This window comes from Paenibacillus riograndensis SBR5 (genome assembly GCF_000981585.1).
Taxonomy (GTDB): Bacteria; Bacillota; Bacilli; order Paenibacillales; family Paenibacillaceae; genus Paenibacillus_AQ; species Paenibacillus_AQ riograndensis.
Map to the genome: position 1 here is coordinate 6,308,861 of NZ_LN831776.1, position 15,070 is coordinate 6,323,930.

Consider the following 15,070-nt stretch of genomic DNA (forward strand, 5'->3'; position numbering starts at 1 on the left):
GAGAACTATGAAATTGATGGAGAGAATTGCCGAGATGGAGTTAAAGATGCAGGGCACTCCTGTATATTCGTTTGATGAATTAATGGAAATGCCTGAGATGCCGAACAATACGCAATTGTATAACCTTCAGGATTCGGATAGTAATATTCATTATATTAAGGATAACTTTTCATTTATTTTATGGCGTGTTACCCCTAATGGGCGTATCAGTTTCGTTATCGAAAATTTAGCGCAGAGAACTTATCGAGTGGATATCGATCCTACCCGAAGGTTCAAAGATCGACACAGGCATGACTATGTAGAATTGGCCTATGTCTGCAAGGGTCAACTGCCTATGGAGATTTCAGGGAATCACTATATTTTCCAACGAGATGAAGTATTTATTATCGACCGGAATTGCATCCATTCGGAGGATTTAACCAATACAGATAGCGCCGTGGTGTTTCTTTGCATGTCGGAAACTTTCTTTGATGAAATTTTCTTAAGCGAATTACAAGAGGAGCCGCTCCAAGAGTTCATCCGGATGTGCTTGAAAAAGCAAAAAAGAATACGTCAGTTTATGCGCTTCACTCCTGTAAGCGATAACAATCAAATGTATAACTTAATCAGCCAGGTCGTTGAAGAAGCGGAGTCAAAAAGAAAAGGATACGATTATTTACTCAAAGGGCTAATGATGCGAATTATGGATGTCTTAGCCAATTCCTATCAAATTCAATTATCCAAGCTGGAAAAACAGCGGAAGGACGAGATATTATTTCAAGAATTAGAGAAGTATCTGCATCAAAAATATAAGGAAGTCACCATTGAGGAATTGGTATTAAAATACCATTACAATGCGGATTATTTTAACCGGCTGATCAAGAAATACACGCAGCTGTCTTTTTCGCAATTTCTGCAAACCATACGTTTGTCAAAAGCGGAAGAAATGCTTGTGGCGAGCAAACTTCCGGTCCATCAAATCATCCATGAGGTCGGTTATCAGAACAAAGGATATTTTTATAAAATATTCGTGCAACGTTATGGCATTACGCCTAAGGAGTTCAGGAGCAGACACAAAATTTAATGAATACGCTAAAAGTCGGTTTAGGTAACCGAAATTTAAAATCAAGCAGTTAGGGGGAATTTTTCTCCCTGACTGCTTTTTATATAATTCATACTAAAAATAAGAAAGGCAGGATGGAAAATGATAAGAGAATCATTTAATCAAGGCTGGATGGTTGGGCCTGTTGCAGGTTTTTTTAACATGAATTCGAATGAACAACCCAAAGCGGTTACTTTGCCGCACGATGCGATGATTGCAAAGAAAAGAAGCGCTCAAGCGGTAAGCGGAAGCAAAAAAGGGTATTTCTCAGACGGGGCCTACGATTATGTAAAGAAATTTTATGTGCCTGAAGAGTACAAAGACAAAAGAGTTACCTTTGAATTCGAGGGGGTGTATATGCATGCGATGGTGTACATCAACGGCGACTTTGCCGGACAGCATCCCTTCGGTTATACCAACTTTTATATCAAAGCGGACCGGTTCTTAAAATATGGCGCCGAAAATGAAATCAAAGTGGTAGCCAAAAGTCATGACGATTCCCGCTGGTACACGGGTACGGGAATTTACCGCAATACTAAAATAATGGTTGCTGACCTCGTGCATATTGCGGTGGATGGCGTGAAAATCAATGCTACTGATATTGAAAGCAAGCATGCTGTTGTGGTCGTCGCTACGGATGTTGAAAACGAAGGCATAAATCCGCGCACCGTAAGAATAGTCACTGAAATTGTGGATGCGGATGGGAATTCCGTAGCTTCGGATACGGCGCCTTTTACCGCCTTTGCCGGGGAAAAAGCGACATCCCGCCAACGTCTTTATATAAGGGAACCTAAACTGTGGAATGTGGAGACCCCTTATCTCTATACTTGCATAAGCAAGGTGATGGATGGAGAGCATGTCCTGGATGAAGAAACCCATACATTTGGTATCCGCACGCTCTCCTTGGATGCGGAAGACGGTTTGCGTATTAACGGAGAGGTCGTTAAGCTGCGTGGCGCGTGTATCCATCATGACAATGGAGTAATCGGCGCCTCTACGATCGAGCGTGCCGATGAGCGCCGGATCGAAATTTTAAAGCAGGCTGGCTTTAATGCCATTCGAAGCGCGCATCATCCGGCCAGCAAAGCCTTGCTAAAAGCATGCGACCGCATAGGAATGCTGGTGATGGATGAGAGTTTCGATATTTGGACCCATCATAAATCGGATTATGATTACGCCCTTCATTTCCCGACATGGTGGGAGCAAGACATCCAAGCGATGGTAGATAAAGATTATAATCATCCAAGCGTTATCTTGTACTCCATAGGAAATGAAATTCCCGAAACTGGAAGTGCAAACGGTACGGCTTGGGGTAGAAAAATAGCGGAGAAAATCCGCAGCCTGGATAGCACTCGTTATGTGATGAATTCCATTAATGGAATGGTAGCCGTCATGAATCATCTGCAAGAGATGTTTCAAGGAAACAACAACTCCAGCGATACGGGGACCGATGTCAATTCATTTATGGCAAATCTTTCCTCATTTACAAAAGGTATTATGGGCATGGATGTCGTTACGCATTCCACTGCGGAATCGTTTGCGGCGGTGGATATTGCAGGGTATAACTATGCCGATAACCGATACCAAACCGATAAAGAATTGTTTCCTAATCGCGTGATCTGCGGCAGTGAAACCTTCCCCCGGGATATCGCCAACAACTGGAAGCTGGTGAAAGAAAACGGACATGTCATTGGCGACTTCACCTGGACCGGATGGGATTATTTGGGAGAGGCTGGACTCGGCAAAACGGTATACGATGAAACTGCAGCCCAAGGGGCAACGGCATCCTATCCATGGAAAACAGCATACTGTGGCGATATCGACATCACCGGTTACCGTCGACCGGTCTCCTATTATCGTGAAATCGTATACGGTCTGCGCAAGCAGCCTTTTATCGCCGTGCAGCGTCCTGAACATTATGGTAAAAAACCGGGCATGACTCCTTGGAGTTGGAGTGATTCCATAGCAAGTTGGAGCTGGGACAGATATGAAGGCAAGCCTGTGAAGGTGGAAGTCTATTCAGAGGCAGATGAAGTTGAACTGTTGATCAATGGTAAGACGGCAGGCAGAGCCGCTGCTGGTGAAGCTCATGAATTTAAGGCGGAGTTTGATATCGTTTATGCACCCGGCGAACTTGTGGCCATCGCCTACACGAATGGGAAAGAATCAGGCCGTACTTCGTTGTTAACCGCCGTCGGCGGAGTTAATCTGCAGGTAGCAATCGACCGCCCGCAGATTGTGTCGGATGACAATGATCTTTCATTTGTAACCATATCGCTGGTTGGCGATAATGGTGTTGTAAGACCGCTTGATGATCGCAAGGTATCGGTGCATGTAGAGGGTGCCGGAATCTTGCAGGGCTTTGGAAGTGCCAATCCAAAGAGTGAGGAAGATTTCTTTGAAACGGAACATACGACTTTCGACGGAAGAGCACTTGCCATTATCCGCCCCACCAATAGCGGGATCATCAACGTGCTGATTGAAGCTGAAGGATGTACGGCTCAAAACGTTAAGATTGAAGCTCTATAGTTACTCTTAACACTATTCTATGGGAAAACATACCGAAGCCGCATCGACATCAGATGCGGCTTCTTTGCTGATTATTCAATTACCCTGTATACGTCGCCTTCGGTGATGCCTTTCTCATTAAAAGCATCCACTCTAACATAAAGGGACTGGCCTTTGATCAATGCACCAATATCAACCTGACTCTTACCGAGAACCATATAGCTATGATACAGTTTATCCGGTGCGAAGCCCCAAAGCACATTGTATCCCACAGCATTTACACTCGCCCATGATACCGAAAGATCCAGTTCGCTTAAGAGTTTTGTTTGGACTCCGGTTATTTTGTCCGGCTGTTTCCCTTCGCCTATCCCAAACACCCGCAGACCGGAAATGCAAGCATTCTGATGATAGGGAAGTTCCTTAACGGTGCATCTGACAAACCGCGCAGTAACTCCGGCTTCTTTTACAACCAGATCATGCGGCAAATCCGAATCTGCTCCTGATTTATCTTCAATTACGAAATAATCTGTTCCGTCAACCGATCCTTCCAGGAGCCACCTGGTAACATGCTTCCGTCCGTCAATGTATCTTTTTGTTTTTCTCAATTCTCCGTTTTCCATTGGAGTTACACCTTCAGGAATAGTAAGGTTCAGTTGGTCATCGGCAAAATTAATTTGTACGGCATGTACATCACATACATGGTTCAAATCAACCTCAAGCCATTCGCCCGGCTGATTGGACACCGCTTTCCACCAGCTCTGAATGCTTTCATCCGTAGCTTTTGAAGCCTCTTTTCCTGCTTCATAGGAAGAAGCGCGCGCCGGCTTGCCATAGGAGAGCAGCATCCACTCGGGATTGCTCCACGGGTTCATTGCTGCTTGTTCGATCTTCATAGGCCAATCGCCATATCGTTGATTGCAGAATAATTCCCCGTCCTGGTCAAAGCCTGCCGGCCACAATCCCATACGTCTTTCAAAAGGGTGATTGACGCTGACTCTCATACTTGCGGCATGCCACCGGTTTCCAAGCTTATCTTCCAGCGTGGAGCCATGTCCGGCCCCGGGTATAAATCCGCCCGGCTTGTATGAGTAAGGGTTATTGCGGGCCAGAGCGAACGGTCCCAGCGGTTTGTCGGATACGTAAACGCCATCTGAGTAAACATTCACTTCCGTTGCCGGACTGGCATACTGCAAATAATACTTACCGTTATATTTGTCCATCCACGCTCCCTCGATGTATGGATCACTGCCGAGGGCAATCCTGAGCAGCTTCAACTTTTCCTCGGGCACGCTTCCGCTTTCCGCATAGGCTTGAACCATTTCTTCAATTTGTTCGGGAGTTCTGCCGAAAACATGATGTTCACCGTTTCTTTCATAACCATGCACTGCCGGCTTGCCAAAAATAAGTTCAACCGGCATCCCTATCGGTTTCATGTCTTCAGGATTCAGTTCCACTCCATAAATCGGCGTTAGGTTGGAACAGCCCCAGTAGAAGTAAATTCGGCCATCATCATCCACGAACAGATTCGGGTCCCAAAAAGGAAAATCCCCGGGGATTTCTTCAAACTCCTCTTGTATTGGATCTTTTGTCCTGAAAAAGGAGCAGTTTTTACTCTTGGATGATGCGGAAAAATAAATGTATTCGCCGATTACCCGTACATCTGGAGCATAATCATAAATCGGTACATCTTTTAGGGGATGAAAATCCCAATCTACCAGATTATCACTTGTAAGAAATCCGGCCGTCATAGATGGGAAAAGATAGTACTTCCCTTTAAACATAATCAGCGATGGATCCGCTGCTTCTCTATAAATACTCATCTTTTCTAATTTCACAAACTGATATTTATATTCAATATTCATGGGGTTGCATACATATTTCACCAGTTATTCCCCTTCACATTGTGTATTGTTCAAGCTTCAATCCACTCCATTTCCCTGTAGATAAAATAATCAAAATCGGCATGCTTGCGGGTGCCGCTCAAATCCTGCGCACAAATTCCAACAAAGGTTCCGGTAAAACGCAGTGGCTCCTTGGCTTCGTCCGAAAGATGCAAAATATGACTCTCTTCACCAACCGGGCACCAGCTGCTGTCTTCAATAGCATAGTAGAATTGCAGGCGATCCCGGTTGACAACCGCCTTTAAGCGGACCGGACCGGAGTCCGGGATCTGCAGATCAGCGGCAAGCAGCTCATCGTACATGCCATGCACCGATTGGATAATTCCGATTACTCTACCCTGCTGCTCAAGATGGGTAATCCTCAAGTACACATAATCTTCTGTGTTATAATACAAAATCAGACCGGCCAGTTGCTGAAAGTTCTCAGGCTCAAATTCGATTACCGTCTCCGCTTCAATATTGAATACCTGCTGCCGCCGGGCAACCAAGCTCTGCCTGTGGCAGGAGCTTAAAGATTCCCTTCCCTTTAACCGCAGGAAACCTTGCCTCTCACTGAGTGAAAGCCAGTCAGGGTCCGGAGGAATCCGCAGGGTGTTCCACTGGTTGCCCAGCAGGGGTCCGTCGAAATCATCCCGCTCCGGTTCCGGCTCAAAGGGATGCGGCGGCAATTGCGGTGCCTGCACTGCAGCAGACGGAGCGTTCCCTCCCCCTTCGAGGCGGAGCCAGCCCTCCGCGTCCCAGTAACACTTCTGCAGAGCCGTCTCTCTGCCCAAGGTACAATGAAATCCATCTACGGGTCTTGCGCATAAATGGGCCATATACCATTCACCAGTCCGGGTCTCCACCAAAGACGCATGCCCTGCTTTTTGAAGGAGCAGAGCCGGATTGCCGCTGCTGGTCAGCATCGGATTGAGCGGGTCAATCTCATACGGTCCCATAAGCAAGGCAGCACGTGCCACAGTAACGGCATGCTTGTACCTCGTTCCGCCTTCCGCTGTAATCAAGTAGTAATAACCGTTCTGTTTGTACAGGTGCGGACCTTCAGTAAAGCCGATTCCGGTGCCTTCAAAAATGGTTGTGACCGGACCAATCAACCGTCCTTCCGTCTGCGAATACTCCTGAATGACAATGCCCCCGAATTTGTTCTTCTCCTTACGGAAATCCCACCGCATGTTGAGCAGCCATTTCCGGCCGTCATCATCATGAAATAGGGACGGATCGAACCCGCTGCTGTTCAGATAGACCGGCTCCGACCACGGTCCTTCGATATCGGCTGCCGTCACCAGATAGTTATGGGTATCCTTAAATGCTCCCTTATGGGATTTCACATCGGTGTAGATTAGGTAGAACAGGCCGTCATCATAAGTCAGGCAGGGCGCCCATACCCCGTCAGAGTCGCCGTTCCCCTGCATGTTCAGCTGCGATATCCGGTCCAGCGGCCGCTTTAGTAGTCTCCAGTGGACGAGATCCCTGGAATGGTGAATCTGCACCCCGGGAAACCACTCAAAGGTTGAAGTAGCAATATAATAATCATCCCCTGCACGGACAATCGAAGGGTCCGGGTTAAAACCGCGCAGAACGGGATTAACAATAGTGTTCATCCTTAAAACCTCCTTCTCTTCAGCCCTCGTTAATGATATTTAGCTGCCGGACACCGGAGTAATGATCACAGGACCGATAAGCCCGCTTGGTTCCTGCTGGGAGAAGGAGGACAGGAAATCCCGCTGGTCTTTAGCGAGCGTGTTCGTAACCTCAATAACCAGGCGGTTGGTTCCTTTCCTGATTGTGCCCGTTACTTCCATCCGGTACGGCGGGCAGAGGTTTAAGCCTGCATGTTGACCGTTAATCCACACTTCTGCCGTTTCATAGACTTCACCCAGATCAAGCAGTACCTTGTCACAGGAATGATTCCATTCAAATTCCGTTTCATAACGGAAAGTGCCGGAAAAGCCCGGCAATACATCCCGCCCGCTCATATTTTTCAAAGAGGTTAATTGTCCCCGCGCTTCGAAATTAGGGTAGTGATCCGCATCTGCAATGGAGACCGTCCATTCTCCTTTTAATTCCAGTCCGATTCCGTCTGCAATCCACTGCAGCCCGGCAGGATAATCTGTAAGCGCAGTACCATGGAGCAGCAAGACAGATTCATACGGATGAAGCATAAGCTCCACCACTTCCGCACCGGACTCCCCAATTGTTTCCTTTCTGGTCACTCTGTTAAGGAAGGCGTCATATGCATACACATCCCCCTCAAGCGGCAAAGCAACTTTCGTAGTAATGATTTGATTAGGGCTTTCATTGAAAAACATAAACACCTCTGCATCTTCATGAACATAGTGATAATTCCGCAGATGCGGCTCGTACCCGTCCACTTTGACCTCATAATAGCCGTCTGCAGTCAGATCCTGCGCCAGCCTGTCTAATCCGCTTGTCTTCACATTCGGATGCACCGAAAGCGACAATAACGCCCCGGAGACATCGATGCCTTCACTTGAGCGCTTGGGTAGTCCGTTAACAAACCGGACGGGCAAACCTTGCTCGGCGAACTGGAGCAGCCGCTGTAACGTTGCCGCCGGTAGTGCTTCCGCGTAGGGCACAATCAGGCAACTGTAATCCTCGCGGTTAACCTGCAGCTTGTTGTCCTTGACACTTGCCGCTTCCAGAAGAATATCAACGGGAAGTACTTCACAGTCGATCTGATGCTGCATCAATGCCTTTACAGGTTTATGAAAATACATCGATTCCCCGGACCACTCGGCTTCAGCGTGGTACAGAACAGCTGCGGTCGCCACATGTCTTCCGCCTGAAATCAGATGACTGATCCGGTTGATATATCGGTTTAAATAGCCATAGTAGCGGTACTGCGGATTTTTCCCGCCCGCATACATATGCGGTGGACAGTCTGGGTCCGGAAACCCCTTTTGGGTAAAGGCATGCGGGACAAAATGGTTCACACCGCGAACAAGCATATGGTCTGTAAGCCACTTCATCAGCTTTAACCCTTCCGCCCAGCCATAGGCCCCATACACTTCGCACATTGTCCTGCCTTGTTTTTTCGGATCAATGTGTCCGAGCGACACACCAAGCTTAGCTAGGCCATAGTGGTAGAATTCACTATCCGTCTCTCCCCCTGTTGGCTGGCGGAAAGATAATTGATCAAAACCAGGAACAATTTGCCACAGCACCACATCAAGGCCGGACATATCTTGTCCCCAGAGTGAGCGGAAGAAGTGCCCGGCACCAGAGCCGAGTCTTGCATGCACGTTGTTGTCCTCAAGTACATGTCCGATGTATTCTACCCCGCGGGCTCTGCACCACTCTCCGATTTGATTGCAGAAGTTTTCCGCATAAAGCTTGCTGACGATATTCATATAGGTATACCGGATAAGGTCCGACTGTTCCCCTGTATCATGCCAGAGGAGGGGCAGGTGCTTACGGTAGTCCCCCCCCAGGGCCTGTTCAAGCAAGACAGGCATTTCGCTGCTCCACGGAAGTGATACTCCTGCTTTGCCGGGCCTGGAATTGAAGTCAAACGTCGTCGTATCATTATAAAATCCGGGCTCGTCGGAGAAGAAGCCGGCAAAGGTATGCCCGAAATCTGCTTTGTAGCGGTCATAGACGGCCTCATAAACGGTATCGAGCAGAATACTGACGGAATTACGGTCCAGCGGGTTCAGATAATTCTCCTGCTTCTCGCTGCCGCCCTGCTTATCCTCCGAAATCACAAATACCCGCCAATACCCTTCCGGGATGTCCCAGTACAGGACACCTTCATGTACGAGTTCAGTGAGGTCAACGGATTCACCAAGCAGTGCTCCACTGGATGGATCGCGGCGGACCGCAGTAACGGAGACCAGCTTGTTTTTGCCGCTTGCATTGTCTTTCAAGGAGATGGTCGGCCGGAGTCCGGTCATCAGCAGGGTGTCCACCAGCAGGGAGGTCCCTTGGGCGGGACCAATGGTATCGATGTAGCGTTCGCCCAGAAAGCTGCGGTGAAGCTCTTCAGGTGCCTCCTTCACCTTCCCTGCCGCATGTCCCGTCGGAAAATGATCGTCATCAAGCAGCCATACCTTCATCCCGCGCTTCCGGGCTTCATCCATAATAATATCCATATCCAGCCACCACTTCGGCCCGAGAAAATCAGGATGAGGCCGGGCCTCTATGCATACCGCCCCGATTCCGGATTCATGGACACGGGCCATCTCTTCCCGGATCACCGCTTCTTCCTCCCCATGCTGCCAGAGAAAAGGAAGAATATAATTGTGTTCCCGGCCTTGCAGCACTTCCGTTACACGACTGCTCATAATTACCTCCTGTATAAGCTGATTCTTATCTGGACCGGGCGGATGATCATACGATTACTGCTGCACTTTGTCGTACCATTCTCTGGCGCGCTTCGTAACCTCTTCGCCTCCCGATTTATTCCATTTCTCTACAAACTCATCAAATTTCTCGATCGGATACTGCCCGATGATAATCTTGGAGGCATATTCGGCGTAAAGCGTCCGGTTATTAATGTCCGGGTAGCCGTCATATACACTGGCCGGCATCCCGTCACCGGCAATAACTTTGGCATACTGCTGGGCCTCCTGCATATTCCGGATAACCTGATCAATGGCCCACTTGCTGTCTTCCGAGACCGTACTGTTGAAGAGATCTATTGTGAAATCCAGTGTCGATACGCTTGTTGCCGGATTGAGAATCTGGTTCTCTTGCGTGCTCTTGTCATCCGGAAGCTTGACGGCTTTGCCGTCCTTCATCGTATAGTGCATTCCTTCCACACCGAGGAACAGATCTTTCCAATTGCTCTTATCGTACATATTGTTAAGCAGCTTAAGCGTAGCCATCAGCTTCTCTTCATCCTTATTGTTTTTGACGACCCAAAGAGGGGAGGCGATTTTTTTCATCGTGTAGAAGCCCTTATAGCCTTCAACCTCAGGTATAGGCAGGACGGAAAATTCGGCCTTTACGCCTGTGTTCTTATACAGATTTTCGAAAATCAGATTGCCCTGCTCTACCCAGTGGAAGTAATTCCCTACCTTATCCGACTGAATTTTCCCGTCCCACTTATCCTTACTGTTCAAAAGCGACTCTTTATCAATTAACCCTTCCTTATACAGCTTGGAGATGAACTCCAGGGCTGCCTTCATATTCGGAGTTACTGCGGAATAAGTCAGCTCGCCATCATAAATGTCCCATTCCGGATAGCCTTCGAACATCGCCACACCATACATGGCGAACAGATGGTCCATCCAGCGCGCCTGCTCGCGGCCGCCGGTTGGAATCTCATCCTTCTGGCCGTTGCCGTTAGGGTCCTGATCGCGGAAAGCTTCAAGCACCTTTACATATTCATCTTGGGTTTTAGGCATTGACAGTCCCAGCTTATCCAGCCAATCCTGACGGATCAGACCGGCGTATCTGCCGTATTCGACCACATTGGGAATATAATAAATTTTGCCCTGACCCGTGGGGTCGTTCGCCTTCACGACTTTCCAGATATCTTCCGGTATGGCTGCCCATACATTCGGCGCATATTCAGGAATCAGCTCCGTCAGATCGGCAATGGCGCCGTTCTTCGCCAAGCTGTCTTCAAGTCCCTGTTGGGGTACGAACAGATCCGGCATCTCATTAGCGGCAATCTTCAGGTTCAGTTGATTGAGGTAATTGGTCCCTCCGTTCCATTCCACATAAGGATTAATAACGCCTACACCCAGCTTTTCCTTATATAATTCATACAGCTTGCTACCCTTGGTGACCGGCTGATAGCCGATGTTCGTCCCCCATACTTCAAGATCAATAACTTTATCTCCGCCGGAAGCCTGGTTCTGATTTTCAGCCGCTAAACCTTCGGCATTGTTTTTGTTTCCGCTGCAGCCGGTTACAGCGGTAATGGCAAGCGTGCTTGCCGCCAGCAATAAACCCATTTTTTTTATTTTCATATATTCTCCTCCTGAATTTCTTAAGTTTAGAAAAGCTTGCTCCGCCCAGAACTTATCCTTTAACCGAACCGATCATAGCTCCCTTAACGAAATACTTCTGCAGGAAAGGATATACCACAACAATCGGAACAATTGCAAAGATTACCGTTGCTGCTCTTAACGTGCGTTCATTATAGTTCAGATGAGCTGTAGATGCGGCACCTGCCATAATGACGCTATCGTCGGTAATGAATTGGCGGATTTTAATCTGCAGCGGGAACCAGTTGGTATCCTGCAGGAAGAACAGCGGATGCTGGAACTGATTCCATAACACCACACCATAAAACAAAGCAAGAGTTGCCAGCACGGCCTTGGACAGCGGAAGCACGAATTGGAACAGCATCCGGAAGTATCCGCAGCCCTCCAGAAAGGCGGCTTCCTCAAGCTCCTTGGAGAATTGCTTGAAGAAGGTTCGCATAATGATCAGATTGAATGGATTCAGAATATGCGGCACGATCAGGACCAGCGGATTATCATAGAGACCGATGCCGCGTACCGTCAGGAAGTAAGGCACAATCGGCGCCTTAAAAATCATTGCAATGACGACAGCCAGCATAATGACTGAGCCCCAGCGGAACTCCGGCTTCGACAGTGGATAGGCGAACAAGGCCGTCATTAGAAGAGCCAGCACAGTGCCGATTAGCGTCGTGCTGAGCGTCAAAAAGAACGATTTCCACAAATCTGGACGGTCGACAATGTACTTCCAGGAGTCTAATGTAAATTGCTTCGGCCACAGCGTGACCAGGTTCATGTCTACGGCACTTTTGGAGCTCAAGGAAGTAGAAATTACTGACACAAGCGGTATGAGCGCTATGATAGAGAACAGGATGAGCAAGCCGGTAATGATTCCTACGAATACTTTTTCACCTCTTGATGCAAGCATATCTACCAGAGCCCCCCATCCGAAACCTTATTGGACAGCTTATTGAAGGTGTAGACCATAATAAATCCGATGACGGATTGGAACAATCCTACCGCTGTTGCGAAACTGTACTGCCCCTGCTGTATACCCGTCCGGAACACATACGTGTCCAGGATGTCCCCAACGTTGTAGGTCATCGGAGTCAGCAGGTTATAGACCTGGTCGAATCCGAGATCCAGGAAATTCCCAATATCGAGCAGGAATAGAACAAGCACGGTGGGCAGCAGAATCGGAAAGGTAATATGCCGGATCTGTCTGAATCTCGATGCACCGTCGATCATCGCCGATTCATAGAGCTGAGGGTCGATCGCACTGATCGCCGCCATGTAGACCACGGTTCCCCAGCCTGCATCCTTCCATATGGAGGCCAGTACGTAAACAGGCCTGAAGTATGCGCTTTCTTGCATGGCCAGAACAGGCTCGGCACCGAACCATCCAAGGATAATGTTGAACATGCCGCTTAATGAAAAGAAATCGAAGAGAATACCGCCCACGATAACCCAGGATAAGAAGTGTGGAATATACAGTGCGGTCTGAATTCCTTTCTTCAGTGCCGATTTCCGGATCTCATTGATCATTAGCGCCAGCAGCACAGGAATCGGAAAAACAATCGTAAGCTTGAACAGCCCCAGCAGCAGCGTGTTACTGAATACACGCAGGAAGTCAGGATGCTGCAACAGGGTTTCAAAATGCTTGAACCCTACCCAGGGACTATCAATAAACCCCCGGAACACGGAATAGTCTTTGAAGGCGATTACAGCGCCGGCCAGCGGAATGAATTTAAAAACGATGAGAAATATAATTCCCGGAATCGCCATCACATAAAGCGGCCAATATACCTTCATCTGATGAGATGCAATAGATTTCAAAGTTTTCCCCCCCAATATCTCATTGTTGAATTCGTTTACATTGTAACTATATTATTAGCAGGCACATCGCTCAATCAGTCATTTTTAAGTTCCTACCAGGTCATTTAATGGAACATCTGAGCAGCAACTGCATCAACAAGTCTTACACAATAAATCCGCCCGACTGTAAACCATGCCGGGCGGACCAATGGCGTTCCCTGCCTATTTCTTCACTTTTGCATACCATTCTCTGGCACGCTTAGTAACCTCTTCACCGCCTGACTTGTTCCATTTATCTACGAACTCGTCAAACTTACTGAGCGGGTATTGGCCAAGAATTATTTTGGAGGCGTACTCCACGTATAATGTACGGTTGTTAATGTCCGGAAAGCCGTCGTACACACTGGCCGGCATGCCGTCTCCAGCAATGACTTTGGCGTATTTCTGGGCTTCCTGCATGTTGCGGTTAACCTGATCAATCGCCCACATTCTATCTTCTGAAGCTGTACTCTTGTTGAGATCCATCATGAAATCAAGCGTGGATATTTTGGAATATGGATCAAGGATCAGGTTTTCCTGTGTACTCTTGTCATCCGGGAGTCTGGTTGCTTGGCCGTCTTTCACTGTATAATGCATGCCTTCTACACCCAGATACAAGTCCTTCCATACCTTCTCGTCATACATATTGTTCAGCAGCTTCAGGGTAGCCATCAGCTTCTTTTCATCCTTGTTGTTTTTCACTACCCACGCAGGAGGCGTGAATCTTTTCCAGGAGTAGAAGCCTTCATAACCCTCAACTTTAGGTACAGGCAGCACAGTGAAATTAGCTTTCACGCCGGTATTTTTATATAAATTTTCTAATGGCAAATATCCCGACTCCACCCAATGGAAGTAATTCCCCACTTTATCCGATTGAATCTTGCCGTCCCATTTGTCTTTGCTATTCAGAAGAGACTCCTTATCGATTAATCCCTCCTTATACAGCTTGTTCAGGAACTCCAGCGAGGCTTTCATATTCGGAGTTACCGCGGCATAGGTCAGCTCGCCGTTATAATTGTCCCAGTCCGGATAGCCTTCAAACATCGCTACTCCATACATCGCGAACAAATGGTCCATCCAGCGTGCCTGCTCCCGACCGCCTGTAGGAAGCTCATCCTTTTGCCCATTGCCGTTGGGGTCATTATCCCGGAAGGCTTCCAGCACTTTTACGTACTCTTCCTGGGTCGTAGGCATTTGCAAGCCAAGCTTGTCGAGCCAGTCCTGGCGGATCATGCCGGCATATCTTCCGTAGTCCACCATACCAGGGATATAGTAGATTTTGCCTTGGCCGGTAGGATCATTTGCCTTAACGATATCCCACATATCCTGCGGTATGGCATTCCATAAATTCGGTGCATATTTAGGCAACAGCTCTGTCAGATCGGCAAGCGCACCGTTTCTCGCCAAGCTGTCTTCAAGTCCTTGCTGCGGCAGGAACAAGTCCGGCATTTCGTTAGCGGCAATCTTCAGGTTCAGCTGATTAAGATAGTTCGTTCCCCCGTTCCATTCCACATACGGATGAATGACTCCTACGCCAAGCTTTTCCTTATAGAATTCGTACAGCTTGCTTCCCTTGGTAATCGGCTTGTAACCGATGTTTGTGCCCCAGACTTCAATATCGACAATCTCGTCCCCGCTGGCGGTCTGGTTCTGATTCTGATTTTGGCTGTGGTTCTGGTTAGCGGCTATAGAATCCCCGGAGTTGTTGTTATTGCCGCCACAACCGTTAACAATCGTGATGGCAAGGGCACTAGTCGCTAATAATAGGCCAATCTTTTTGAATTTCATGCTTT

Annotated in this window: 9 protein-coding genes; 2 read left to right on the forward strand and 7 right to left on the reverse strand. The window is 48.0% G+C overall.

The genetic code is table 11. The features are described from left to right. Positions 1–7: 7 nt before the first annotated feature. Positions 8–1,063: an AraC family transcriptional regulator gene (locus PRIO_RS26700; RefSeq protein ID WP_046505468.1), complete on the forward strand. Its 1,056-nt coding sequence runs from the start codon at positions 8–10 to the stop codon at positions 1,061–1,063. A gap of 120 nt (positions 1,064–1,183) precedes the next feature. Continuing rightward, positions 1,184–3,610 carry a glycoside hydrolase family 2 TIM barrel-domain containing protein gene (locus PRIO_RS26705; protein WP_046505471.1) on the forward strand — a complete coding sequence of 809 codons (2,427 nt, stop codon included), beginning with the start codon at positions 1,184–1,186 and terminating at the stop codon, positions 3,608–3,610. Positions 3,611–3,681: 71 nt separating this feature from the next. On the opposite strand, the gene PRIO_RS26710 is transcribed toward PRIO_RS26705, so the two are convergent. The 7 genes from PRIO_RS26710 to PRIO_RS26740 all read right to left on the reverse strand — a co-directional run bounded on the left by PRIO_RS26710 (position 3,682) and on the right by PRIO_RS26740 (position 15,065). Continuing rightward, positions 3,682–5,337: a family 43 glycosylhydrolase gene (locus tag PRIO_RS26710; protein WP_231869761.1), complete on the reverse strand. Its 1,656-nt coding sequence runs from the start codon at positions 5,335–5,337 to the stop codon at positions 3,682–3,684. Positions 5,338–5,501: 164 nt separating this feature from the next. After that, positions 5,502–7,091 carry a glycoside hydrolase family 43 protein gene (locus tag PRIO_RS26715; RefSeq protein ID WP_020427606.1) on the reverse strand — a complete coding sequence of 530 codons (1,590 nt, stop codon included), beginning with the start codon at positions 7,089–7,091 and terminating at the stop codon, positions 5,502–5,504. Between the two features lie 39 nt (positions 7,092–7,130). Beyond that, positions 7,131–9,794, reverse strand: a complete 2,664-nt coding sequence (locus PRIO_RS26720; protein ID WP_020427605.1) for a glycosylhydrolase-like jelly roll fold domain-containing protein — start codon at positions 9,792–9,794, stop codon at positions 7,131–7,133. A 54-nt stretch (positions 9,795–9,848) separates the two neighbouring features. Continuing rightward, entirely contained in the window at positions 9,849–11,429 is a 1,581-nt protein-coding gene (locus PRIO_RS26725) for a type 2 periplasmic-binding domain-containing protein (protein ID WP_020427604.1), read from the reverse strand. Positions 11,430–11,481: 52 nt separating this feature from the next. Then, a complete protein-coding gene (locus PRIO_RS26730; RefSeq protein WP_020427603.1) occupies positions 11,482–12,351 on the reverse strand; it encodes a carbohydrate ABC transporter permease in 870 nt (289 codons plus the stop codon). A 2-nt stretch (positions 12,352–12,353) separates the two neighbouring features. Further along, entirely contained in the window at positions 12,354–13,259 is a 906-nt protein-coding gene (locus tag PRIO_RS26735) for an ABC transporter permease (protein ID WP_020427602.1), read from the reverse strand. Between the two features lie 201 nt (positions 13,260–13,460). Further along, on the reverse strand, positions 13,461–15,065 hold the full coding sequence (locus PRIO_RS26740; RefSeq protein ID WP_020427601.1) for a type 2 periplasmic-binding domain-containing protein: 1,605 nt from the start codon (positions 15,063–15,065) through the stop codon (positions 13,461–13,463). Between the last annotated feature and the right edge of the window lie 5 nt (positions 15,066–15,070).